Raw genomic sequence first — 22,426 nt, forward strand, 5'->3', positions numbered from 1 at the left:
CGGCGATTAGTATTAGGTCCGCCGAACTCTTTATCTCAGGTCGGCGCGACACTATACGAATGGCGCACCTGTGTACGCCGGTGACGGGGGGCCGCGGCTACCCTGTGGCGGTGCGCGCCCCGGCCAGCCTCGTCGCCGTCGTCCTCGCCCTCGCCCTCGCGCTCGTCGCGGCCGGCTGCGGGCCGCTCGGCCCCACCGAGCAGGGGGGCGACGCGGGCGACCCCCTCGCGGTCGTCACCGCGCTGCCCAGCCCCGGCGAGCTGCGCGGCCCGGACCCGGCGACCGCCGACGCGGCCGACCTCGCGGAGGCGTTCACGGGCCGCCCCGACGCCGAGCTCGCCGCCGTCATCGACGACCGCGCGCCCGCGGACGCCGCGGTGCGCACCTGGACGTCGCCGGGCGGCGGCACGCTGACGGTCGCGGCGAGCGTCTGGCCCTCCCACCTGATCGCCACCGGGGTCGGCTCCGACCTGGCCGCGCGCCTGGTGGCGGACGACGGCGCCGCCTGGACGCCCCCCGACGTGCCGGGGGCCCGCGGCGCGCGCCGCGACGATCCCGCGGAGGCGCGCCTCGGGTTCTCCGTCGGGCCGAACGCCCTCTACGTGCGGGCCACCGGCGACGTCGGCGACGACGTCGCGGAGCGCGCCATGCGGCGCCTGATCCTCGTGCTCGAGGGCCAGACCGGCTGACCCCGCGGGCGCCCCGGTCTAGGGCGTCAGGTCGCGGCGCTCCACCCGGGTCAGGGCGACGGCGGCGGTGACGAGGGCGAGACCCGCGAGGGCCAGCGCGTCGACGGGGCGCAGGCCGGCGCCGCCGATGACGGCCGGCGGGTCGAGGTAGTGGAAGATCGACAGCGGCCCGAGCGGCTCGGCGATCGACCAGACCTGCGAGAGGTAGTCGAGGGCGTACGAGACGAGGAGGAACCCGGCGGCCCAGCCGACGGCCCGGCCCCCCGTCCGCACCAGGGAGGTCACGAGGAGCGTGACCCCGCCGACGGCGAGGAAGCAGAGGTAGCCCGCGAGCGCCGCCAGGGCGAGCGGCCCGGCGTCGACCGGCGACAGGTCGTCCACCGTCAGGGCGGCGACGAGGCCGCCCGCGTAGCCGCCGGCGACCACCACCGCGAGCCCGGTCGCCATGGCCAGGAAGTGCGCCCCCAGCCAGCGGGCGGGCGGCAGCGGGCGCGCCAGCACGAGCTCCGCCGTGCCGTCCTCCGCCTCCCGGGCCGGCGCCGCCGCCATCGAGATCGCCAGGGCGCCCTGGATCGCGAGGGCGACGGGATGGAGGTAGCCGGAGCCCGCGTACCCCGTCGGGCTGGCGATGTCGGCGCTGCCGGCCAGGGCCCGCAGCGCGGGCGGCAGGGCGTCGACGAGCTGGCGGATCGCGTTCTGGTCGACGCTCGCGTACGACAGCCCGACGACCAGCTCGAAGAGCCCGAACCCGACGGCGAGCAGAACGATGCGGGCCCGGGCGCGTTCGAGGGCCAGCCCGTAGATCGTCCTCACGCGGGCCGCCCGTCGGCGTCGCGGTAGAGGTCGCGGAACGCGTCCTCCAGGCTCGCCGGGGCGATGGTCACGTCGTCGACGGGCAGGCGCGACAGCGCGCCGAGCACGCCCGCCGGGTCCCCGGCGAGCGCGAACCGGTGGACGGCCCCCCGCACCTCGGCGTCGCCCACCCCCGGTCCCGCGTACCGCGCCGGGTCGACGGGCTCCGAGAACTGGACCTCGACGCTGCGGGTGCGGGCGCGCCGCAGGTCGGACAACGGACCGGCGAACAGCAGGCGCCCCCCGCGGACCATCGCGACCCGGTCGCAGAGCTCCTCGACCTCCGCCAGGACGTGGCTCGAGAAGAAGATCGTGCGGCCCGCGCGGGAGCGGGCGGCGAGCCAGTCGAGCAGGCGCGACTGGATGACGGGGTCGAGGCCGCCGGTGGGCTCGTCGAGGATCGCGAGCGGGGGGTCGTGCTGCAGGGCGGCGACGAGGCCGAGCTTCTGCTTCATGCCCCGCGAGTACTCGCGCACCCGGCGCCGCAACGCCGACGGGTCGAGCTCGAGGGTCGCGCACAGCTCCTCGCGCAGCACCGGCGGGCGCGGGTGGAGACGCGCGAGGGCGTCGAGGGTGCGCGCCCCGGTCAACGACGCCCACAGGCCGAGCTCGCCCGGCAGGTAGCCCACGGCGGCGAGCGCGCCCATCCGGTCGGACGCGACGTCGTGCCCCATGACGGACACGCGGCCCCCCGTCGGGCGGACGAGGCCGAGGGCGAGGCGGATGAACGTCGTCTTGCCCGCGCCGTTCGGCCCGAGGAAGCCGAAGCACTCGCCGGCCCCGACGACGAGGTCGATGTGGTCGACGCCGGCCGACGGGCCGTACATCCTTGTCAGCTCCGCGGCCTCGATGGCGTGGTCCACGCCGAGGAAGGGTAGCCCAGCGCCATGAAGCTGAGCCTGACGTACGCGGACGACGACGGAGCCGGATGGCTCGCGGCCGAGCCGCCCTACATGCAGCGCGCCTCCCACGCGGTCGTCGCCGACGGGGGCGTGTGGCTCGTCGACCCGGTCGACGGGGAGGGCCTCGACGACATCCTCGCGCCCCTCGGGGAGGTCCGCGGGGTGCTGCAGCTGCTCGGCCGCCACCCCCGCGACTGCGCCGCCCTCGCCGCGCGCCTCGGCGTGCCGCACCACGTCACGCCGACGGACGGCGTGCCCGGGCTGTCGCTCCAGGCGATCACCGTCGTCGACCGCCCCTGGTGGCGCGAGGTCGCCCTGTGGGCGCCGCGCACCCGGTCGCTGATCGTGCCCGAGTCCCTCGGGACGGCCCCCTACTACCTCACCGGCGACGACCTCCTCGGCGTCCACCCCATGATGCGGATGACGCCTCCGCGGGGGCTCGCCGCGTTCGACGCCGCCCGCCTGCTGCCCGGCCACGGCGCGCCGGTCGCCGGGGCCCACGTGGCGGAGGCGATCCGCGACGTGCTCGACCGCAGCCGCCGGGACATCCCGCGCGTCGCGCTCCGGCTCGCCCGCCACCGGGGGCGCCCGCCGGCCACCGCCGCCGCCTGAGCCTCAGGGCAGGCGGCCCGCCCGGGCGGTCTCGGTGCGCAGCCACGCCGCCAGCTCCGGCGTCAGCTCGCCCGGGCGCAGCCGCCACGACCAGTTGCCGTCCGAGGTGCCGGGGGTGTTGAGGCGGGCGTGGGACCCGAGGCCGAGCAGGTCCTGCGCCGTCAGCACCGCGAGCCGGGCCCGGGACGACAGGGCGAGGCGCATCAGCATCCGCTCCGGCCGCTCCTCGTCGATCCCGGCGTGGAGGGCCGCGGCGGTCGCGTCCCGGCGGGCGTCGTCGCCGGCCGTGTCCCACCACCCCCGGGCGGTGTCGTTGTCGTGGGTGCCGACGTAGACGACGCAGCGCTCGGGGTGGTGCTCGGGGCGGTGGGTGTTGTCGTCGCCGCCGGGGAACGCGAACTGCAGCACCCGCATGCCGGGCAGGTCGAGCCGCTCCAGGAGGTCCCGGACGCCGTCGGTGATGATCCCGAGGTCCTCGGCCACGAGCGACAGCGGCCCGAGCTGCGCCCGGGCGGCCTCGATGACGTCGGCGCCGGGCCCGGGGCGCCACTCGCCCTCGCGCGCCGTCGGGGCGTCGCGCGGCACCGCCCACCACGAGTCGAACGCGCGGAAGTGGTCGATGCGGGACCCGTCGTGCAGCTCGGCGCTGCGCGCCAGCCGCTCGATCCACCAGCGGAACCCGTCGGCCCGCATCGCGTCCCAGTCGTACGTCGGGTTGCCCCAGAGCTGGCCGTCGTCGCTGAAGGCGTCCGGCGGGACGCCCGCGACGGGGTCGTCGCGGAACAGGGAGGGGTGGGCGATCGCGTCGGCGCTGCCGGGGGCCACGTAGAACGGCAGGTCGCCGAGGATGCGGACGCCGCGCGCGGCGGCATGGGCCCGCAGCGCCCCCCACTCCCGGTCGAACCGCACCTGGTCGGCGACCGCCCCGGGACCGGCGACGCGCTCCCAGTCGTCGATCCAGTAGGCGTTGCGGTCCCGGAACGCGGCGATCTCGTCGTCGCCGACGGGCGCGTCGGGGGCGGCGAGCAGGTCGGCGCGTCCCGCGAAGGCCGAGGGGCTCGCGTACGGCGACCCGAGCGCGTCGGGGGGCGTCAGGGGCAGCACCTGCCACCACGCCTGCCCCGCGTCGGCCAGCCAGTCGATGACGGCGTGGGCCTCGGGGCCGAGACGGCCCCCGGGGAGGGAGGTGACGTGCAGGAGGACCCCCGAGCGGCGCTCGCCGGCCGGATCGTGTTGTGTCGCGCGGGCGGTGATCGGGAAAGGCTACGCTCCGTGACGCCTGTGGAGTCCACACCGCCCCGCACGCCACCGCCGCGCATCCTGATCCTCGACCTGCGACCGTCGATCGAGGGCGGGCGCTGGCCGGTCAAGCGCACCCTCGGCGACGCCGTCGTCGTGGAGTGCGACATCGTGCGCGACGGCCACGAGCAGCTCCGCGCCGTCGTGCGCCACCGGCCCCCGGGCTCGTCCGGGTTCGTCGAGGAGCCCCTCGGCCAGGTCGACGCCGACCTCTGGCGCGGCGGGTTCGTGACGTCCGGGCTGGGCCGCCACCGCTTCCAGGTGGAGGCGTGGGTCGACCCGTTCGCGTCGTGGCGGTCGGAGATCGAGCGCAAGCTCGCCGCCGGCCAGGAGGACCTCGAGAGCGAGATCACCGAGGGCGCCGCCCTGCTGGAGGCCGCCGCCGGCGGCCTGCGGGCCGCCGACCGGAAGGTCGTGGCCGCCGCGGTCGACGCGTTGCGCTCCCCCGGGGCGCCGACCGAGCGGACCGCCCCGGTCCTCGGGTCCGAGGTCGCCGCCGCGATGGGCCGGGTGCGCGAGCGCCCCGAGCGCGTGCGGTCCGCGACCCTCGAGGTGGACGTCGACCGCGAACGGGCCCGGGTGGGCGCCTGGTACGAGCTGTTCCCCCGGTCGTGGGGCGGCCTCGCGGGCGTGGAGGAGCGCATCCCAGAGATCGCCGACCTCGGGTTCGACGTGCTCTACCTGCCGCCGATCCACCCGATCGGCACGACCCACCGCAAAGGCCGCAACAACTCGCCGACCGCGGAGCCCGGCGAGCCCGGCAGCCCGTGGGCGATCGGCGCCGCCGAGGGCGGGCACACCGCCGTCAACCCCGAGATCGGGACGCTCGCCGACCTCGAGAGCCTCGTCCGCACGGCGGGCCGCCACGGCGTCGAGATCGCCCTCGACTTCGCGATCCAGTGCTCCCCCGACCACCCGTGGCTGCAGGAGCACCCCGACTGGTTCCACCGCCGCCCCGACGGCACGCTCAAGTACGCCGAGAACCCGCCCAAGCGCTACCAGGACATCTACAACGTCAACTTCGGCAGCGACGACTGGCGGGCGCTGTGGGGCGCGCTGCACGACGCCGTCGTGTTCTGGGTCGACCGGGGCGTCCGCGTGTTCCGGGTGGACAACCCCCACACGAAGCCGATCCCGTTCTGGGAGTGGCTGATCCGGACCGTGCGCGAGGCGCACCCCGACGTCGTGTTCCTGGCCGAGGCGTTCACCAGCCCGGCGCGCATGTACGCGCTCGCGAAGGCGGGCTTCAGCCAGTCGTACACCTACTTCACGTGGAAGAACTCCGCCGAGGAGCTCGCCGGGTACGTCACCGAGCTCGCGGGCGCCCCCTCCGAGTTCTTCCGGCCCAACTTCTTCGCGAACACGCCGGACATCCTCCACGAGTACCTCCAGCAGGGGGGACGCCCGGCGTTCGAGGCGCGGCTCGTGCTCGCCGCGACCCTGTCGCCGGCCTACGGCATCTACTCCGGGTTCGAGAACCTGGAGGGGACGCCGGTCGCGCCCGGCAGCGAGGAGTACCTGGACTCCGAGAAGTACGAGGCGAAGGAGCGGACGCTGGACGGTCCGCTGCTGCCCCTCGTGCGGCGCCTGAACGAGATCCGGCGCGCGTCGCCGCCGCTGCGGCGCATCGACGTGCGCTTCGTCCCGACCGAGAACCCGGCGCTGCTCGCCTACGTCAAGGGCCACGGCGCGGGCGCGATCATCGTCGTCGTCAACGTCGACCCGCACGCCGCCCAGGAGGGGATCGCCGACCTGCCGGCCGACCTCGGCCTGCCGGGCGGGTTCGCCGTGCGGGACCTCGTCACGGGCGACGTCTACCGCTGGCACGTCGGCAGGAACTACGTCCGACTGGATCCGGCGGTGACGCCGGCACACGTACTGAGGGTGGAGGCTTGACCACGATGACCGGCATCGAGCAGGACATCGCACTTCTCGCGGCGCGGGACCACCACGAGCCACACCGTGTGCTGGGGGTCCACGGGACCGGGGCCGCGCGCGTCGTGCGCGTCTGGCGCCCCGGGGCCGACGCCGTCCGGGTGATCCCCGACGGCGGCGCGGCGATCGACCTGCCCCACCGGTCCTCGGGACTGTGGGAGGCGCCGCTGCCTGGCGACGGCCCCCTCGCCTACGAGGTCGAAACCTCCCACGGCGGGCACGTCCACCGCGCCCGCGACCCCTACGCGTTCCTGCCGACGCTCGGGGAGCTCGACCTGCACCTCGTCGGAGAGGGCCGCCACCAGGCGCTCTGGGACGTCCTCGGCGCGCACCCGCGCGAGATCGACGGCACCACCGGTGTCGCGTTCGCGGTGTGGGCGCCGTCGGCGCGGTCGATCAGCGCCGTCGGAGACTGGAACGGGTGGGACGGCCGCGTGCACCCGATGCGCTCGCTCGGCTCCTCCGGCGTCTGGGAGCTGTTCGTCCCCGGCATCGGCGTCGGCGAGCACTACAAGTTCGAGGTCCGGGGCGCCGACGGCTCCCTGCGCCTGAAGGCCGACCCCCTCGCCGCCGAGGCCGAGGTGCCGCCGCGGACGGCCTCCGTCGTCAGCCGCAGCGCCCACGAGTGGCGCGACGGCGCCTGGATGGAGGCCCGCGCGGCGCGCCGGCCGCACGCCGAGCCGGTGTCGGTCTACGAGGTGCACCTGCCGTCGTGGCGCCTGAACCCGCTGGAGGGGAACCGCCCCCTCACCTACCGGGAGCTCGGCGTCGAGCTCGGCGACTACGCCCGCGACATGGGGTTCACCCACGTCGAGCTGCTGCCGGTGATGGCGCACCCCTTCTCGGGGTCCTGGGGGTACCAGGTCACCTCGTACTTCGCGCCGACCCCGACCCTCGGGTCCCCCGACGACCTGCGGGAGATGATCGACCTGCTCCACGAGCGGGGCATCGGCGTGATCATGGACTGGGTCCCCGCCCACTTCCCCCGCGACGAGTTCGCCCTCTCGCGCTTCGACGGGACGGCACTGTACGAGCACGACGACCCGCGGCGCGGCGCCCACCCCGACTGGGGCACGCTGATCTTCAACTACGGCCGCAACGAGGTCCGCAACTTCCTCGTGGCGAGCGCCCTCCACTGGATGCGCGAGTACCACGCCGACGGCCTGCGCGTGGACGCCGTCGCGTCGATGCTCTACCGCGACTACTCCCGTGCGGCGGGCGAGTGGCTGCCCAACGAGTACGGCGGGCGGGAGGACCTCGAGGCGATCGGGTTCCTGCGCGAGCTGAACGTCATCACCCACGGCGCCGAGCCCGGCGTGATGATGGCGGCCGAGGAGTCCACCGCCTGGCCGGCCGTCTCGCGCCCCACCGACCTCGGCGGCCTCGGGTTCGACCTCAAGTGGAACATGGGGTGGATGCACGACACGCTCGAGTACTTCGCGCTCGACCCGATCCACCGCCGCTACCACCACGACGAGCTCACCTTCAGCCTCGTCTACGCCTTCACCGAGCAGTTCGTGCTGCCGCTCTCCCACGACGAGGTGGTGCACGGCAAGGGCTCGCTGATCTCCCGGATGCCGGGCGACGAGTGGCAGAAGCACGCCAACCTGCGCGCCCTCTACGGCTACATGTGGGCGCACCCCGGCAAGAAGCTGATCTTCATGGGCGCCGAGATCGCCCAGGAGCAGGAGTGGAGCCACGAGCGCAGCCTCGACTGGCACCTCCTCGACGCGCCCCGCAACGCGGGGATGCAGCGGCTGGTGCGCGACCTCAACCACGTCTACCGCGACACCCCCGCCCTGTGGGAGCTCGACGCCGAGGGCGCCGGGTTCCGCTGGCTCGTGGTGGACGACCGCGACATGAACGTCGTCGCGTTCGCGCGGTTCTCGGCGACGGGCCACCCGGTGGTGGCCGTCGCGAACATGTCGCCCGTGCCGCGGCTCGCGTACCGGTTGCCGCTGCCGCGGGGCGGGTACTGGCGCGAGGTGCTGAACACGGATTCGGAGCTGTACGGCGGGGCGAACCTCGGCAACCTCGGCGGCGTCCACGCCGAGGAGCGCGCATGGGGCGGGGAGTCCTGGTCGGCCGACGTCACGGTGCCCCCGCTGGGGGTGGTCTGGCTGACGCCGGATGCCTGAGGCGCCCCTGCCCTGGGAGGAGCCCCTCGGGGCACGGCCGCTCGGCGACGGACGCACCGCGTTCCGGGTGTGGGCGCCACGGGCGTCGGCGGTCACGGTGGTGCGGGACGGCGGCGAGACCCCGCTGCGGGACGTCGGCGGCGGCGTCTTCGCGGGCGAGGCCACCGCGTCGCCCGGCGACGACTACCGCCTCCGCGTCGACGACGGCGACCCGTTGCCCGACCCCTGCTCGCGCTTCCAGCCGGAGGGGGTCCGCGGCCCGTCGCGGATCGTCGACCCGGCCGCCTGGGAGTGGACCGACGCCGGCTGGCCGGGGCTCGACCCCGCCGCGCTCGTCGTCTACGAGCTGCACGTCGGCACCTTCACGCCGGAGGGCACGTTCGCCGCGGTCGCCGCACGGCTGCCGGAGCTGCGCGAGCTGGGCGTCACCGCGATCGAGCTGCTGCCCGTCGCGACGTTCCCGGGTGAGCGGAACTGGGGCTACGACGGCCTCCACACGTGGGCGCCGCACCCGGCGTACGGCGGCCCCGACGGGCTCGCGGCGCTGGTCGACGCGGCCCACCGCGAGGGGCTCGGCGTGATCATGGACGTCGTCTACAACCACCTCGGCCCCGGGTCGGAGACCCTCGAGGCGTTCGGGCCGTACCTGTCGGCCAAGCACGGCACGCCGTGGGGCGACGCCGTCAACTTCGACGACGCCGACTGCGGCGGCGTTCGGGAGTGGGCGATCCAGAACGCCTGCATGTGGGTGCGCGACCTGCACATGGACGGCCTGCGGGTCGACGCCGTCCACGCCATCCACGACGAGGGCGCCCGGCACGTCCTGGCGGAACTCTGCGACCGGGTCCGCGCCGCCGCCCACGTCCCGCCCGTGCTGATCGCCGAGAGCGACCTGAACGACCCCCGCACCGTGACCCCCGTGGCCCTCGGGGGCTGGGGCTTCGACGCCCAGTGGGCCGACGACCACCACCACGCCGTCCACGCGCACCTCACCGGCGAGCGCGACGGCTACTACGGCGACTACGCCGGCGTCGCCGAGCTCGCGGCGACGGCGCGCACGCCCTTCGTCTACGACGGGCGCTGGTCGCCGTTCCGCCGCCGCCGCCACGGCGGCCCCGCCGACGGCCTGCCGCCGGAGCGGTTCGTGGTCTGCGCCCAGAACCACGACCAGGTCGGCAACCGCGCGGTCGGCGACCGCCCCCCGCCGGAGACCCGCCGTCTCGCCGCCCTCTGGACCCTCCTCTCCCCGTTCACCCCGATGATCTTCATGGGCGAGGAATACGGCGAGACGCGCCCCTTCCAGTTCTTCACGGACCACATCGACCCGTTCATCGCCGACGCCACCCGCGACGGGCGGCGCCGCGAGTTCGCATCGTTCGAGGGCTTCTCCGGCGAGGAGGTCCCCGACCCCCAGGATCCGGCGACCTTCGCGCGGTCGGTGCTCGACCCCGGCGCCGGCGACCCGGCGGTGCGCGAGCTGTACCGGCGGCTCCTCGCGGTCCGGGCGTGGCTGCCCCGCGAACGGCCCGTCGTGCGGTACGACGCGTCGGGCTGGGTGGCGTCGCGGCGGGGCGCGGTGACGGTGGCGGGGAACTTCGGCGACGAGCGGGCGGAGGTGCCGGTGGGAGCGAGCGAGCTGGTCCTGGCGACGGACGACGGCGTGACCCTCGCCGGCGGGGTGCTGCACCTGCCGCCCCGGACGGGCGCGGTGACCCGATGAAGATGTGGCCGGGGTCGCCGTTCCCGCTCGGCGCGACGTGGGACGGACGCGGGACGAACTTCTCGCTCTTCTCCGAGAACGCCGACCGCGTCGAGCTCTGCCTGTTCGACGACCAGGACCGCGAGACCCGCCACGACCTCACCGAGGTCACCGCCTTCAACTGGCACGGCTACCTCGCGGGGGTCGGGCCCGGCCAGCGCTACGGGTTCCGCGTCGACGGTCCGTGGGCGCCGGAGCACGGCCACCGCTTCAACCCCAACAAGCTCCTGATCGACCCCTACGCGAAGGCGATCGAGGGGCCCGTGATGTGGGAGGCCGGCAACGTCCTCCCCTACGAGCCCGACGGGTCGAACCCCGACGCCGACCTGGTGCGCGACGAGACCGACGACGCCGACGCCATCCCGAAGGCGATCGTCATCGACCCCGGGTTCGACTGGGAGGACGACCGGCCGCCCGCGATCCCCTGGAACGAGACCCTGATCTACGAGGTCCACGTCAAGGGCTTCACGAAGCGGCACCCCGGTGTCCGCGAGGACCTGCGCGGCACCTACGCGGGGCTCGCGTCGGACGAGGCGATCGCCCACCTGAAGTCGCTCGGCGTCTCCGCCGTGGAGCTGCTGCCGGTGCACCACAACGCCGACGAGGACCACCTCGTCGCGAAGGGCCTCTCGAACTACTGGGGCTACAGCTCGATCGGCTTCCTCTCGCCCCACGCGATGTACGCCGCCACCGGGCGGTCCGGCGAGCAGGTGCGCGAGTTCAAGGGGATGGTGAAGGCCCTCCACCGGGCGGGGATGGAGGTCATCCTCGACGTCGTCTACAACCACACCGCCGAGGGCAACCACCAGGGCCCGATGCTCTCGTTCAAGGGCATCGACAACCTCTCGTACTACCGCTGCTCCCCGGAGGACCCGCGCTACTACGTGGACTTCACGGGCACCGGCAACAGCCTCAACCCCGTCCACCCGAGCGTGCTGCGGCTCATCATGGACAGCCTGCGCTACTGGGTGCTCGAGATGCACGTCGACGGCTTCCGCTTCGACCTCGCGTCGGCGCTGGCGCGCGAGTTCTGGGACGTCAACCGGCTCTCCGCCTTCTTCGACATCATCCACCAGGACCCGGTCCTGTCGCAGGTGAAGCTGATCGCCGAGCCCTGGGACGTCGGCCCCGGCGGGTACCAGGTCGGCAACTTCCCCGTCCTCTGGACGGAGTGGAACGGCCTCTACCGCGACGAGATGCGCGACTTCTGGCGGGGGCAGAGCGACGGCGTCGCCGAGTTCGCGTCGCGCATCACGGGGTCGAGCGACCTCTACCAGAACGACGGCCGCCGGCCGTTCGCGTCGATCAACTTCATCACCGCGCACGACGGCTTCACGCTCGCCGACCTCGTCTCCTACAACGAGAAGCACAACGAGGCGAACCTCGAGGGGAACCGGGACGGCACCGACGACAACCGGAGCTGGAACCACGGTGCCGAGGGGCCGACCGACGACCCCGAGATCCGCGCGCTGCGGCGTCGCCAGCAGCGCAACTTCCTCGCCACCCTGCTGCTGTCGCAGGGCGTCCCGATGCTGCTCGGCGGCGACGAGATGGGGCGCACCCAGCAGGGCAACAACAACGGCTACTGCCAGGACAACGAGATCAGCTGGTTCGACTGGGACCTCGACGAGGAGCGCGAGCGGATGCTCGCCTTCACGCGGCGCCTCATCGAGCTGCGGCGGGCGCACCCCGTGTTCCACCGCCGCGACTTCTTCGGCGGCCGCGAGGCCGACGGCTCCGGCCTGCCGGACATCCGGTGGTTCCGCGCCGACGGCCGCGAGATGGCGCGCCGCGACTGGCGCCGCTCCGACCTGCGCGCCCTCGGCGTCTTCCTGAACGGCGAGGAGATCCCCGGCCCCGGCCCGAACGGCGAGCCGGTCATCGACGACTCGTTCGTCCTGCTCGTCAACGCCGGACACGAGGAGACCATGTTCCGCCTTCCCGCCCGCCGCTTCGGCAACCGCTGGAGGCTCGTGATCTCGACCGTCGAGCCGGATGCCCCCGAGGGGTGGCGGACGTGGCCCGCCCGGTCCGAGGTCGGCCTTCCCGGCCGGTCGCTGCTGCTGCTGAAGAGGGCCTGGTGAGGGGGACCTACCGCCTCCAGCTGGGCCCGGGGCTGTCGTTCGACGACGCCCGCGCCCGGGTGCCGTACCTCGCGCGGCTCGGGGTCAGCCACCTCTACCTGTCGCCGTCCCTGCAGGCGCGCCCCGGGTCGACGCACGGGTACGACGTCATCGACCCGCGCCGCATCTCGGAGGACCTCGGCGGGGAGGCCGCGTTCCGGGCGCTCGCCGGCGCCGGCCTCCAGGTGCTGCTCGACATCGTCCCGAACCACATGGCGACCGACGACGCCAACCCGTTCTGGAGCGACGAGGCGCTGCGGGAGAAGTACTTCGACATCGACCCGCGCACGGGACGGCACCGCCGCTTCTTCTCCATCGACGAGCTCGCCGGCGTGCGGGTCGAGGACCCCGAGGTCTTCGAGACCACCCACGCGCTCGTGCTCGGCCTCGTCGCGGAGGGCCTGGTCGACGGCCTGCGCATCGACCACCCCGACGGGCTCGCCGACCCCGGCGGCTACCTGCGCCGCCTCGCCGAGCGCGGCGTCGCCCACGTGTGGGTCGAGAAGATCGTCGAGCCCGGCGAGGAGCTGCCCGACTGGCCCGTGGAGGGCACCACCGGCTACGAGTTCATGGGCGACGCGACCGGGTTGTTCATCGACCCCGCCGGCGAGGCGCAGTTCACCGCCCTCTACGCCCACCTCACCGGCGAGCGCCGCGCGTTCTCCGATCTGGCCGACGAGGCGAAGCGGGAGGAGGCGCGCACCACGTTCCAGCCCGAGGTCGAGCGCCTGCGCGAGCTCGTGGACGACCCCGGGATGGCCGACGCCGTCGCCGCGCTGCCGGTGTACCGCACCTACGTCGACCCCGAGGGCGAGGGCGCCGACGACCAGGACCGCCGCGTGGTGGAGGAGGCCGGGCTGCCGGAGCGCGTCCGCGACGCCCTCGTCGACCCGTCCGACCCCGACGAGGAGGCCTTCGCGGTCCGGTTCCAGCAGACGACCGGCGCGGTGATGGCGAAGGGCGTCGAGGACACCGCCCTCTACCGCTACAGCCGCCTCGCGGCGCTGAACGAGGTCGGCTCCGACCCGGGTGCGTGGGGACGCACGCCCGACGAGGTCCACGCGGCGAACGCCGCCCGCGCCCGGCGCTTCCCCCGCGGCCTGCTGGCCACCCAGACCCACGACACGAAGCGGTCCGGCGACGTCCGCGCCCGCATCGGGGCCCTCTCCGGGATGGCGGCGGAGTGGAGCGCGCGGGTGCTGGCCTGGTGGGACGAGAACGCCGGCCTGCGCACCGACGGCGCGCCGACGGCCGACGAGGAGTACCTGATCTACCAGACCCTCGTCGGCGCCTGGCCGCTGGAGCGCGAGCGCCTGCAGGAGTACATGGTCAAGGCGATGCGCGAGGCGAAGGTCGCGACGGGCTGGGTCGAGCCGGACGAGGCCCACGAGGCCGCGGTCGGCGCGTTCATCGACGGGCTCTACGCGTCACCGGGGTTCGTCGCCGGGCTCGAGGAGTTCCTGACGGTGGCGACGCCGGCGGGCGAGGCCGCCGCCCTCGGCCAGACGCTGCTGAAGCTGACGAGCCCCGGCGTGCCCGACATCTACCAGGGCGACGAGCTCTGGGACCTGGCCCTCGTGGACCCCGACAACCGCCGCCCGGTCGACTGGGATCGGTGCGCGACGCTGCTCGACGAGGTCGGGAGCGGGGCGGCGCCCCGGCGCGAGACCGCGAAGATGCACCTGATCCACCACGCCCTGGCGCTCCGGGCGCGTCGTCCCGCCGCCTTCGAGGGGGACTACACGCCCCTCGAGGCCGGTCCCGACGCGTTCGCGTACGCGCGCGGCGGCGAGGTCATCGCGGCGACCCCCCTCCGTGCGGCGGGCGGCGGGACGATCACGGTGCCCCCGGACCTGCGCGGCACGTGGACGAACGTGCTGACGGGTGACGACCACGAGCTCGGCGCCGAGGCGGCGGTCGACGACCTGCGGGGCCCGCTGGCGGTGGCGCTGCTGGAGCGCACCCGGGGCTGACCGCGCCGTCGGGGGCGACCGCTAGCCTCCGGCCCGATGCCCCGCCCCCTCCGCGCCCTGGTGGCGGCGCTCGCCCTGGCCGTGCCCGTGCCCGTCGCGGTGGCGCAGGTCACGCCCGCCCCGGCGCCGCCCGCGCCGGTCCCGCCGGTCGCCCCCGCGCCGACGCCGCCGCCCGTGCCGCGGCACCCGGCGCTCGCGACCGGGTGGGCGACGGCGCTCGTCGCCGGGGAGACGGTGCGCGCGACACCCGCCGTGACCGCCGCCGCGACGGGCACCGTGGCGTCGGTGAGGATCGCCGGGCGCGTCGGCGGGGCCGCGTTCGACGACGCGGGCGCCGTCTGGCTGCGCGTGGCGTTCCCCGACGCCGTCGCCGGCTGGGTGCCGGGGGAGGCGCTGGTGGCCGCGGCGGCGCCCGCCGAGCTGTCCCCCGCCACGCGCCGGGTGCTGACGCGGCGGGTCGCGTCCATGGGACCGGCGGCGGCGCTGGTGGTGCGCGACCCGCTCGGCCGCACGCTCTTCGCGGCGGGAACGACGGCGCCTCTCAGCATCGCCTCCGTCACGAAGCTCGCGACGGTGGCGGCGGCCCTGGAGCGGCGCGCCGTGCCGCTCGGGCGGGTCGCGTCGATCCTCGGCCCCTCCGACAACGTCCGGGCGCAGGCGCTCTCGACGACGGTGGTGGGCGACGGGAGCCGCGCGCTCGGCGCCCGGCGCGCCGTCGATGTGCTCGCCACGTTCGGCGCCGGGTGGCGGCTGGTGGACGGCTCCGGCCTGTCGCCGTCGAACCGCGCGAGCGCCGGCGAGGTGGCCGACATGCTGCTCGGCGTCCGCGAGGCGCCACGGTTCCGCACCCTGTTCCGGGGCATGCCGGTGGCCGCGCGCTCGGGCACCCTCCAGGACCGGATGGGCGGCACCGCCGCCGCCGGGCGGGTGCGCGCGAAGACGGGGTCCCTGTTCGACACCCCCGCCTCCGCGCTGGCGGGCTACGTCTGGCCGGCGGGGTCGGGCCTCAGCCCCGACCGGGCGTTCGTGATGGTGATGCTGGTCAACCGGGTGTCGCCGTACCGCGCGCGTCCGGTGCAGGACGCCGTCGCGGCCGCCCTGGCCGCACCCGGCGCGATCACGCGTGGCTGACGGCCGCCAGCCACACCACACCCGCAACGATCAGGCCGATCGCCATGAAGCGCGGCGCCGTGGCGGGGTCGCCGTAGAGCACGAGGCCGGCGATCGCGGCCCCCACCGCGCCGATGCCCGTCCAGACGGCGTAGGCCGTCCCCACGGGCAGGTCGCGGAGCGCCGCGGCGAGCAGCCAGAAGCTGAGCGCCGCGGCGCCGAGGAACAGGTACGTCGCCGGCGTGCGCAGGTCGAGGCCGCCACTCGCCTTGAGGGCGATCGCCCACACGACCTCCAGCGCCCCGGCCAGTCCGAGCAGCAGCCACGGCATGTCGTGCCCTCCCCCGTCACGGGGCGCCGGCGGGCGCCCTCACCTGCGTCGTCGTTGCCCGTCTTTTTATATCACACGCTATAAATACAAACCTGGGAGGGGGTGAGGCGGTGCCGAAGGTGGTGGACCACGAGGGGCGGCGGGAGGACATCGCCGAGGCCCTGTTGCGCCTGGTGGAGCGGGACGGGGTGGAGCGGGTGAGCCTGCGGGCGGTGGCGGCGGAGGCGGGGTGGTCGACGGGGGTGCTCGCCCACTACTTCGGGGACAAGGACGAGCTGCTGACGTTCGCGTTCGAGCGGGTGCACCGGAACGGGGCGGAGCGGGCGGAGCGGCGCGTGGCGGCGGCGGCATCCCCGGCGGCGGCGGTGCGGGCGCTGCTGGCGGAGGCCCTCCCCCTGGACGTGGTGCGGCGGCGGGAGGCGCGGCTGTGGTTCGCGTACCTGGAGCGGGCCCGCACGGACGACGCGATGGCGGAGGTGGTGCGCCGCCACTACCGCCTCTGGTCGGAGCGCCTCGAGGCGGCGCTCGCCGCCGCCGGCCTCGACGCCGCCGCCGCCCACGACGGCGCCCTCGAGCTGCTGGCGCTGGTGGACGGCCTCACCGTCCAGGCCCTCGCCGCCCCCCGCCGCCTCCCCGCGAGGACCCAGGAACGCGCCCTCGACGCCTCCCTCCGGCGCCTCCTCCCCCCCGGAGCCTGAGCCGCCGCCCCCGGCGCGGCGGAGGGGTCAGGGGACGAGGCGGCACCCCCGCCTGGGTTCGTTGGTCCAATTGGACCTCGGCGTCGCGGCCGAATGGCCACATGGATCGGAACGTGCGTGGCGACCGGGCTTCCGGGGACGAACCCGGCGGCGGCCGGGTGATCCGCGCTCACGGTCCAAATGGACCTCGGCGTCACGGCCGAATGGTCACGCCGATCAGAACGCCCCTGGCGAACCGCATCTGGGGAACGAACCAGCGACGGCCCGCCGCGGCTCTTGCGCTCATGGTCCAAATGGACCTCGGCGTCACGGCCAAGTGGCCACATCGATCGGACGCCCCTGGCGAACGGCATCCCGGGACGGAACGCGGCGGCGATGGACCCGTCTCGGAGGTCCGATTGGACCTCGGGCGGCGGTCAATTGGCCGATCACCCGCGGCCGGGGACGGACGTCCGGGGGGCCGGACCGCCGGAGTCAGGCGTCGGTGGGGGCGGCGGGGGGGTTGAGGAGGAGGTCGCGGAGGCCCGTGAGGGCGACGGGGACCCACGTCGGCCGGTTGTTGAGCTCGTAGGTGAGCTCGTAGACGGCCTTCTCGAGGAGGGAGGTGTCGAGCAGGAGGCTGAGGTCGGCGGGGTCGTCCGGGAGCCACGAGCCGCCGGCGGCCGCCTCGAGGTACGACCCGAGGAACGCCGCGGAGACGCCGTCGTTCCAGGCGCGCCCCCACGCCTCCAGCTCGTGGGCGGCCTCCGAGTCCGGTTCCACGAGACCACGGGCCGACTGGTCGAGGAGGGCCGTCACCGTCGCGTAGTGGAACGACCGCAGCATCCCCGCCACGTCGCGCAGGGGGCTGCGCTTCACCCGGCGGTCACCGAGGGACCGGGCGGGCTCGCCCTCGAAGTCGATGATCATGAAGTCGCGCCCCGTGAACAGCACCTGGCCGAGGTGCAGGTCGCCGTGGCAGCGGATGCGCATCACCGACAGCGGCCGCCCCGTCAGCGCCTGGAACCGGTCGAGGAGCGAGGCCTCCGACGACAGCAGCATCTCCGCGTCCCCCCGCGGGCCGTCGTCCAGGTCGGGCGCGGCGTGGCGCAGCATCTCCAGGGCACGGCCCGTCATGTTCCGCAGCGACTGGTACACGCCCCGCTGGAAGTGGGGGGTGAACGGCTCCGGGGTGAGCCCCGGGTCGATGCCCTCCTGGGCGAACGCCGTGTGCATCTCCGCCACCCGGCGCCCCATCAGCTGCGCCGACTGGATGTACGACCCGACCATCTCGTCGATCTCGGGCGGGACGACGGCGGCGGCGCGGTCGAGGAGCGGCGCCGACGTGTCCGGGGGACCACCGCCGCCTGCCTCGATGCGCTCCGTCACGATCCGCTCGTAGAACCGGCCGAGCGCGTCCAGCGTGTACTGCCACGAGTCGCCCTCATTCGGCACGAACTCGTGCATGATCCCGAGCGTCGCGGCCTCCGCGCCCTCCGCCTGGTAGTCGATGGAGCCCGCCACCCGCGGGGTGCTCCCGAAGCCGGACCGCTCGCTCAGGTACCGCCCCAGCTCCAGGTCGGGGTTGACGCCCGGCTCCACCCGGCGGAACAGCTTCAGGATCAGGCTCTGGCCGAAGATCACCGACGTGTTGCTCTGCTCCGCGCGGAACGTCGACGGCTCCGGCGACTCGTCGCCCTCCAGGGCGGCGCGCAGCGCCGGGGTGGGACGGCCCGTCAGGCGCCCGCCGGCGCTGCCCTTCAATGCCCGGCGGGTGCGGACGACGTCGAGCAGCGCCCGGCAGACCTCGGGGTCGCTCAGGGCGTCCCCGAGCACCGCGAGGTCACCGCCGCGCCGGCGGATCCGCGCGACGACGCTCCGCGACCCCTCCCCGAGCATGTACTCCGCCCGCTCGCCCTCCACCAGGACCAGGGGCACCTGGTACGTCTCGGCCTCGCCCTCCGTGAACTCCACCCGCACGATGAGGATGCGGGCCCCCATCTGGGACCGCGCGCCCGCGAGGGGCAGCGAGTCGAGGATCGCGACGTTCCGGATCGTGCGGGCCTTCCCCGCGAACCAGCGGCGCCCCGGCAGGAAGCGGGCGATCGCGCGCTCGAACTCCTCGCGCTGGCGCCCGCCGACGAGCGCGTCGATCGACCCGGTCCCCTCGATCACGGGCGGACCCACGTCGACCTCGTCCTCCGGCAGCTCGCTCCGCGGCGACTCGATCGCCAGCCAGTAGACGGCGTGGGGGCCGAGCGTCAACAGGTACGGCAGGTCGCCGATCGGCGGGAAGTGGGTCTGGCCGAACAGCTCGACGGGGGCGGACCCGCGGAACCGCGACAGGTCGAGCTCCACGTACTGCGCGAACCGCGACAGGTTCGCGACGATCAGGACGCTGCGCTCCTCGTCGCTGCGCAGGTACGCCAGCACCCGGCGGTTCTCGGGGTGGAGGAACTCGAGGTCGCCGCGGCCGAAGACGTCGTAGCGCTTGCGCAACGCCAGCATCCGCCGCATCCACCACAGCAGCGACCCGCCGTTCTTCGCCTGCGTCTCGACGTTGACCGTCTCGTAGTGGAACTCGGGGTCGATGATCGGCGGGAGGAACAGCCGCTGGGGGTTCGCGCGGGAGAACCCGGCGTTGCGGTCGCCCGTCCACTGCATCGGCGTCCGCACCCCGTCGCGGTCACCGAGGTAGACGTTGTCGCCCATCCCGATCTCGTCGCCGTAGTAGATGACGGGGGTGCCCGGCAGCGACAGCAGCAGCCCGTTCATCAGCTCGATCTTCGCCCGGTCGTTGCCGAGCAGCGGGGCGAGGCGGCGGCGGATGCCGAGGTTGATGCGGGCCTCGCGCTCGTGCGCGTAGACCCGGTACATGTAGTCGCGCTCCTCGTCGGTGACCATCTCGAGCGTCAGCTCGTCGTGGTTGCGCAGGAACAGCGCCCACTGGCACCCCTCCGGCAGCTCCGGCGTCTGCTGGAGGATGTCGATGATGGGGAACCGGTCCTCCATCTGGATCGACATGAACAGCCGCGGCATCAGCGGGAAGTGGAACGCCATGTGGCATTCGTCGCCGTCGCCGAAGTACTCGATGGCGTCCTCCGGCCACTGGTTCGCCTCGGCGAGCAGCATCCGGTTCGGGAACGCCTCGTCCACGTGGGCGCGGAGCTCCTTCAGGAACCCGTGGGTCTCCGGCAGGTTCTCGCAGCTGGTGCGCTCCCGCTCGTAGAGGTACGGCACCGCGTCGAGGCGCAGGCCGTCGATGCCTATGCGGAACCAGTGGTCCACCTGGGACATCAGGGCGCGCCGCACCTCGGCGTTCTCGAAGTTCAGGTCCGGCTGGTGGGAGTAGAAGCGGTGCCAGTAGTACTGGCCCGCCACCGGGTCCCACGCCCAGTTCGATGTCTCGAAGTCCTTGAAGATGATGCGCGCGTCCCGGTACAGGTCGGGCGTGTCGCTCCACACGTAGAAGTTGCGCCAGCGGCTCCCCGCCGGCGCACGCCGCGCCCGCTGGAACCACGGGTGCTGGTCGGAGGTGTGGTTCAGCACCAGCTCGGTGATGACCCGCAGGCCGCGCTCGTGGGCGGCGCGGATGAGCCGGGCGACGTCGCGCATCGACCCGTACGACGGGTTCACCGACCGGTAGTCGGCGATGTCGTAGCCGTCGTCCCGCAGCGGCGAGGGGTAGAACGGCAGCAGCCAGATCGCCGTGACGCCGAGGTCGTGCAGGTAGTCGAGCTTCGAGATCAGCCCGCGGAAGTCGCCGATGCCGTCCTCGTCGCTGTCCATGAACGAGCGGACGTGCAGCTCGTAGATGACCGCGTCGCGGTACCAGTCGGGCGAGTCGTCCCCCGGCGGGGTGTGCTCTCGGGGGCTCACGGCGCGCATGCTAGTCGAGCGCTGCGCGCGGTTGTCGGGCGGGGCGGGCACGGCACGGGAGGGGTGTTACCCCACGACCGCCCGGGCTCACGCACGGACCGTGGCGCGCGACGACCGCCCGGGGTGAGAGCATGTCCCCGCCGCACCCCCACCACGCGGGATCCCGACATGAGCCGCCCGACAGCCCGCCGCGCCGCGTCCGCCGCCCTCGTGTCGCTGCTGCTCGCCCCGGGCGCGGCGGCGGCCTCCGGACCGGGCTTCATGGTCCTCGACGCCCCCCTCCCCCGGCAGGTGCTCGCCCCGGGACCCGGCGTCTGGCGCGACGCGCCGGCGGCCGCGGGTGCGCTGGAGCTCCGCGACCTGGCGTCGCGGCTGCCGCGGGCCCGCCTGCGGGTCGGGCGGCCCGCCCTCGTGCGGCTCCCGTTCGCCGCCTCCGCCGTGACGGTCACGGTGCTGCGGCCCCGCGCCGTGCTGCCCGGCACGACGGAGCTGGTCGTGACGCGCACCCGGGTGCGCGCCCGCCTCGTCGACGACGACACCGTCGCGTTCCGCATGAGCGGCACCGCCGGCGTCGTCGTGGTGTTCGCGGTCGACGCCGCCGGGCGCGGCGTCAGCTCGGGCCGGCTCCTCGCGCGGCTCGCCGACGCCCCCTCGTGCCGCGCGTGGACGCGCCAGCTGCGGCGCATCGACGACCCCGGCACCGCCCGCGCCGACGCCCTCCGTGCGCTGCTGCTGCGCCGGTGCGTCTCGCCGTTCGGGCTGCGCGCGCCCCGGGAGGACTGACGCCCGGCCCCCGAGAGGGCATCATGGGTGGACATGGGTGAGCTGCAGCGCACATACCGCGGGTCCGCGCAGCGGCCGGAGGAGGAGCTCCACCGGGTCGGGCCGGAGCGCGCGCTCGTCATCGCGTCCCTCGACTGCGACGGCGACGAGGAGCGAGACCGCCTCGACGAGCTGACCGAGCTGCTGCGCACCGCCGGCGCCGAGGTCGTCGAGACGCTCGTCCAGCACCGCGAGCGGCCGGAGCCGCGGACGTACGTGGGCACGGGCAAGCTGACGGAGCTGAAGGAGCTCGTCATCCGCCTGAAGCCGGACCTCGTGGCCGCCGAGGGCGGCCTGACGCCCGGGCAGCAGCGGGCCCTCGAGGACCGCCTCGGCGTGCGGGTGGTGGACCGCACCGCCGTGATCCTCGACATCTTCGCCCAGCACGCGCGGTCGGCCGAGGGCAAGCTCCAGGTCGAGCTCGCCCAGCTCGAGTACTCCTACGCACGCCAGGAGGGGCTCTGGCAGCACCTCGAGCGGCTCGGCGGCGGCGTCGGCACCCGCGGACCGGGCGAGAGCCAGCTCGAGTCCGACCGGCGCCTCGTGCGGAACCGCATGGCGACGCTGCGGCGGCGCCTGCGCGACGTCGCGCGGTCCCGCGAGACCCAGCGCGAGCGGCGGACGGGCTCGCCGATCCCCCGGATCGCCCTCGCCGGCTACACCAACGCCGGCAAGTCGAGCCTCATGAACGCCCTCACCGGCGCCGGCGTCAGCACCGACGACGCGCTGTTCGAGACCCTCGACCCCACCACCCGGCGGGTGGAGGCGGAGGGGCACGAGATCCTGCTGTCCGACACGGTGGGCTTCATCCGCCACCTGCCGCACCAGCTGGTGAAGGCGTTCTCGGCGACCCTCGAGGAGGTCCGCGACGCCGACCTGATCCTCCACGTCGCCGACGCCTCCGAGCCGGAGGCCCGCCGGGCCGACCGCGCCCGGGCGGTCGACGAGGTGCTGGAGGAGATCGGCGCGGGCGACATCCCGCGGCTCGACGTGCTCAACAAGGTCGACCTGCTCGACGCCGCGGGTCGCGAGGCGCTCGGCTGGCGCGCACCCGACGCCGTCCAGGTGTCGGCCACGAGCGGCGAGGGCCTCGACGTCCTGTCGCACCGCCTCGCCGAGGCCGCCCGCGACCGGCTGACGCGCCTCGACGTGACGATCCCGTACGACCTCGGCAACCTGATCTCGGTCGTCTACGCCGACGGCAGCGAGGTCGAGCAGGAGTCCACGCCCGACGGGACCCACGTCCGGGCCCTCATGCCGGCCGCGGCCGCCGCGCGCATCCGCTCCGCCCTCCAGAACGGCCACGCCTGACCCTCCAGTAGAGG

Annotated in this window: 16 protein-coding genes; 11 read left to right on the forward strand and 5 right to left on the reverse strand. The window is 74.6% G+C overall.

What is annotated here, in order from left to right:
- Nucleotides 1–110 precede the first annotated feature (110 nt).
- Entirely contained in the window at nt 111–689 is a 579-nt protein-coding gene (locus IU369_RS13610; RefSeq protein ID WP_217921524.1) for a hypothetical protein, read from the forward strand.
- An 18-nt stretch (nt 690–707) separates the two neighbouring features.
- Here the strand turns inward: IU369_RS13610 and IU369_RS13615 are convergent, their stop codons facing one another.
- Entirely contained in the window at nt 708–1,502 is a 795-nt protein-coding gene (locus IU369_RS13615) for an ABC transporter permease subunit (protein ID WP_217921525.1), read from the reverse strand.
- A complete protein-coding gene (locus IU369_RS13620; RefSeq protein WP_217921526.1) occupies nt 1,499–2,404 on the reverse strand; it encodes an ABC transporter ATP-binding protein in 906 nt (301 codons plus the stop codon). The genes IU369_RS13615 and IU369_RS13620 overlap by 4 nt, the downstream gene beginning before the upstream one ends.
- Nucleotides 2,405–2,428: 24 nt before the next feature.
- Here IU369_RS13620 and IU369_RS13625 point away from each other — a divergent pair, with 24 nt between their 5' ends.
- On the forward strand, nt 2,429–3,055 hold the full coding sequence (locus IU369_RS13625; protein ID WP_217921527.1) for a hypothetical protein: 627 nt from the start codon (nt 2,429–2,431) through the stop codon (nt 3,053–3,055).
- Between the two features lie 3 nt (nt 3,056–3,058).
- Here IU369_RS13625 and IU369_RS13630 read toward each other — a convergent pair whose 3' ends face one another.
- The gene (locus IU369_RS13630; RefSeq protein WP_343233242.1) at nt 3,059–4,309 is read right to left on the reverse strand and encodes a 4-alpha-glucanotransferase; all 1,251 of its coding nucleotides are present in this window, start codon (nt 4,307–4,309) and stop codon (nt 3,059–3,061) included.
- 27 nt (nt 4,310–4,336) lie between these two features.
- Between IU369_RS13630 and IU369_RS13635 the strand changes: the two genes are divergently transcribed.
- The 6 genes from IU369_RS13635 to IU369_RS13660 are packed head-to-tail and all read left to right on the forward strand — an operon-like array spanning nt 4,337 to nt 15,413.
- A complete protein-coding gene (locus tag IU369_RS13635; RefSeq protein WP_217921529.1) occupies nt 4,337–6,250 on the forward strand; it encodes an alpha-1,4-glucan--maltose-1-phosphate maltosyltransferase in 1,914 nt (637 codons plus the stop codon).
- Between the two features lie 5 nt (nt 6,251–6,255).
- Nucleotides 6,256–8,427, forward strand: coding sequence for a 1,4-alpha-glucan branching protein GlgB (gene glgB, locus IU369_RS13640; protein WP_246551518.1), 2,172 nt, complete (start codon nt 6,256–6,258; stop codon nt 8,425–8,427).
- Nucleotides 8,420–10,147 carry a malto-oligosyltrehalose trehalohydrolase gene (gene treZ / locus IU369_RS13645; RefSeq protein WP_217921531.1) on the forward strand — a complete coding sequence of 576 codons (1,728 nt, stop codon included), beginning with the start codon at nt 8,420–8,422 and terminating at the stop codon, nt 10,145–10,147. Before glgB ends, treZ begins: the two co-directional genes overlap by 8 nt.
- The gene (glgX, locus tag IU369_RS13650) at nt 10,144–12,270 is read left to right on the forward strand and encodes a glycogen debranching protein GlgX (RefSeq protein WP_217921532.1); all 2,127 of its coding nucleotides are present in this window, start codon (nt 10,144–10,146) and stop codon (nt 12,268–12,270) included. The genes treZ and glgX overlap by 4 nt, the downstream gene beginning before the upstream one ends.
- Entirely contained in the window at nt 12,267–14,282 is a 2,016-nt protein-coding gene (gene treY / locus IU369_RS13655) for a malto-oligosyltrehalose synthase (protein WP_217921533.1), read from the forward strand. Before glgX ends, treY begins: the two co-directional genes overlap by 4 nt.
- Before the next feature lie 36 nt (nt 14,283–14,318).
- A complete protein-coding gene (locus IU369_RS13660; protein ID WP_217921534.1) occupies nt 14,319–15,413 on the forward strand; it encodes a D-alanyl-D-alanine carboxypeptidase in 1,095 nt (364 codons plus the stop codon).
- Here the strand turns inward: IU369_RS13660 and IU369_RS13665 are convergent.
- Nucleotides 15,400–15,723, reverse strand: coding sequence for a DMT family transporter (locus tag IU369_RS13665; RefSeq protein WP_217921535.1), 324 nt, complete (start codon nt 15,721–15,723; stop codon nt 15,400–15,402). The genes IU369_RS13660 and IU369_RS13665 overlap by 14 nt on opposite strands.
- A gap of 110 nt (nt 15,724–15,833) precedes the next feature.
- Between IU369_RS13665 and IU369_RS13670 the strand changes: the two genes are divergently transcribed.
- Nucleotides 15,834–16,421, forward strand: a complete 588-nt coding sequence (locus IU369_RS13670) for a TetR/AcrR family transcriptional regulator (protein WP_217921536.1) — start codon at nt 15,834–15,836, stop codon at nt 16,419–16,421.
- 474 nt (nt 16,422–16,895) lie between these two features.
- On the opposite strand, the gene treS is transcribed toward IU369_RS13670, so the two are convergent.
- Nucleotides 16,896–20,288, reverse strand: coding sequence for a maltose alpha-D-glucosyltransferase (gene treS / locus IU369_RS13675; protein WP_425516800.1), 3,393 nt, complete (start codon nt 20,286–20,288; stop codon nt 16,896–16,898).
- A 159-nt stretch (nt 20,289–20,447) separates the two neighbouring features.
- Here treS and IU369_RS13680 point away from each other — a divergent pair, with 159 nt between their 5' ends.
- Together IU369_RS13680 and hflX are read left to right on the forward strand one after the other, a co-directional pair.
- Entirely contained in the window at nt 20,448–21,062 is a 615-nt protein-coding gene (locus IU369_RS13680; protein ID WP_217921538.1) for a hypothetical protein, read from the forward strand.
- A gap of 33 nt (nt 21,063–21,095) precedes the next feature.
- A complete protein-coding gene (hflX, locus tag IU369_RS13685) occupies nt 21,096–22,412 on the forward strand; it encodes a GTPase HflX (protein ID WP_217921539.1) in 1,317 nt (438 codons plus the stop codon).
- Nucleotides 22,413–22,426 lie beyond the last annotated feature (14 nt).

Origin of the sequence: Miltoncostaea oceani (assembly GCF_018141545.1) — a bacterium.
In the GTDB taxonomy this organism is placed as follows: domain Bacteria; phylum Actinomycetota; class Thermoleophilia; order Miltoncostaeales; family Miltoncostaeaceae; genus Miltoncostaea; species Miltoncostaea oceani.

Bases quoted from the DNA above. Each gene is read 5' to 3' on its own strand.
- IU369_RS13665 (WP_217921535.1), bottom strand. From the start codon at position 15,723: ATGCCGTGGCTGCTGCTCGGACTGGCCGGGGCGCTGGAGGTCGTGTGG.
- treS (WP_425516800.1), bottom strand. From the start codon at position 20,288: ATGCGCGCCGTGAGCCCCCGAGAGCACACCCCGCCGGGGGACGACTCG.
- treZ (WP_217921531.1), top strand. From the start codon at position 8,420: ATGCCTGAGGCGCCCCTGCCCTGGGAGGAGCCCCTCGGGGCACGGCCG.
- hflX (WP_217921539.1), top strand. From the start codon at position 21,096: ATGGGTGAGCTGCAGCGCACATACCGCGGGTCCGCGCAGCGGCCGGAG.
- IU369_RS13660 (WP_217921534.1), top strand. From the start codon at position 14,319: ATGCCCCGCCCCCTCCGCGCCCTGGTGGCGGCGCTCGCCCTGGCCGTG.
- IU369_RS13625 (WP_217921527.1), top strand. From the start codon at position 2,429: ATGAAGCTGAGCCTGACGTACGCGGACGACGACGGAGCCGGATGGCTC.
- glgX (WP_217921532.1), top strand. From the start codon at position 10,144: ATGAAGATGTGGCCGGGGTCGCCGTTCCCGCTCGGCGCGACGTGGGAC.
- glgB (WP_246551518.1), top strand. From the start codon at position 6,256: ATGACCGGCATCGAGCAGGACATCGCACTTCTCGCGGCGCGGGACCAC.
- IU369_RS13680 (WP_217921538.1), top strand. From the start codon at position 20,448: ATGAGCCGCCCGACAGCCCGCCGCGCCGCGTCCGCCGCCCTCGTGTCG.